This window comes from Carnobacterium sp. (assembly GCF_032094055.1).
Lineage (GTDB): Bacteria > Bacillota > Bacilli > Lactobacillales > Carnobacteriaceae > Carnobacterium_A.
The window spans coordinates 1-1,589 of sequence record NZ_DAMDAK010000078.1 but is presented as its reverse complement, the minus strand read 5'-3'; the positions used below and the strand labels follow the sequence as shown (position 1 = coordinate 1,589).

Annotated in this window: 2 protein-coding genes; both read left to right on the top strand. The window is 38.8% G+C overall.

Annotation, left to right across the window (positions count from 1 at the left end; all coding sequences use genetic code 11):
* The first annotated feature begins 131 nt into the window (after window positions 1-131).
* On the top strand, window positions 132-1,187 hold the full coding sequence (locus RT405_RS10785; RefSeq protein WP_313469634.1) for a MazG nucleotide pyrophosphohydrolase domain-containing protein: 1,056 nt from the start codon (window positions 132-134) through the stop codon (window positions 1,185-1,187).
* Entirely contained in the window at window positions 1,184-1,453 is a 270-nt protein-coding gene (locus RT405_RS10780) for an RNA-binding S4 domain-containing protein (RefSeq protein ID WP_035030621.1), read from the top strand. Before RT405_RS10785 ends, RT405_RS10780 begins: the two co-directional genes overlap by 4 nt.
* Window positions 1,454-1,589: the final 136 nt, after the last annotated feature.

Genomic DNA, 1,589 nt, shown 5'->3' with positions numbered 1-1,589 from the left:
AGCCTTGATCGGACTACTGATCGGCGTGATCGTTTTTGTGTCTAGCTTATTAAAATGGAAAGTCTTAACAGTGCGCGAATGGTTAACACTTCCATTTGGCAGAAGAATTTTACGAAAGCAGGTGAAATGAAATGGGAAAAATTAGTGTAGTTGGATTAGGACCTGGAGATATGGCACAGCTGCCGATGGGGGTCTATCGTTTATTAAAAGGTGGACAACCCATTTTCTTAAGAACCAAATTGCATCCAGTAGTGGAAACTTTGGCAAAAGAAGGCCTTGAATTCGATTCTTTTGATGCGGTGTATGAAGCAAATGAGCAGTTTGAAGGAGTTTATGATAAAATTGTAGCACAACTCATCGCTGCTGCTGAAAAGCAAGACATCATTTATGCCGTTCCTGGGCATCCCATGGTAGCTGAAAAAACGGTTCAGCTATTGTTGGAAGACAAGCAGGGAATCGAAGTGGAGATCAAGGGCGGAAAAAGCTTTTTAGATGATTTGTTCCAAGCTGTCCGGATCGATCCGGTAGAAGGGTTTCAATTATTAGATGCCCTAGACTTGAAACAAGATGAAATAGAATTAGGCCAGCACGTGATTATCATGCAAGTCTTTAATGAATACATTGCCAGTGAAGTGAAATTGACATTGATGGAAAAGTACCCTGATGAACACTTAGTTGCACTTGTTCATGCAGCAGGAAGTCAAGCCGAAAAAGTCGAATGGCTACCGCTGTTCGAAATAGATCGGATGCAAGGCGTTCATAATTTGACTTCTTTATATGTACCACCTTTAGCACAGGATGACCGGACAAAATCATTTCAAACGCTCCAATACTATATTGATACAATTACGGGCGAAGATGGTGATGTTTGGATCAAAGCACAAACACACGAAACTTTGCTGCCGTATCTGAAAGAAGAAACGGACGAATTTATCGAAGCGGTAGAAAAAGAAGACAGTGAAAATATGGTAGAGGAATTAGGCGATATTTTGATGCAAGTCCTTTACCATACGAATCTGGGAGAACGTTCCGGTTATTTTTCTTTAGAAGAAGTAGTCGAAACACTCAACAAAAAATTACGGAGACGTCATCCGCATGTATTTGACGGTATTGAAGCTACAACAGCTGAAGAAGTCGATGCCTTATGGCAAAAAATCAAATTAGAAGAAAAGAGGGGATTGGAATGAGATTAGATAAATTTTTGAAGATATCCAGAATTATCAAACGGAGAACGATCGCTAAAGAAGTAGCAGATAAAGGCCGGATCCAAATCAACGGCATCACGGCTAAATCTTCTTCCGATGTAAAAGTCGGCGATGAGTTAACCATCAATTTTGGCAATAAAACCTTAATCGTAAAAATTGAGAAAATCGTTGAATCAACGAAAAAAGAAGAAACCAAAGAAATGTACAGCATTATTAAAGAAGAAACCAAAACAAACGGCGCTTTTTAACTTTTGCAACATTTTCGATAAAATTCAAAAGAGCTTTTTTCAAATAATAGAAGCCTAAAAAAGCAACTGACATCAAATAGTGTATACTGACCCCCGAATGTTAGACCAAAAATCTAATGTTTGGAGGTCAGTTTTT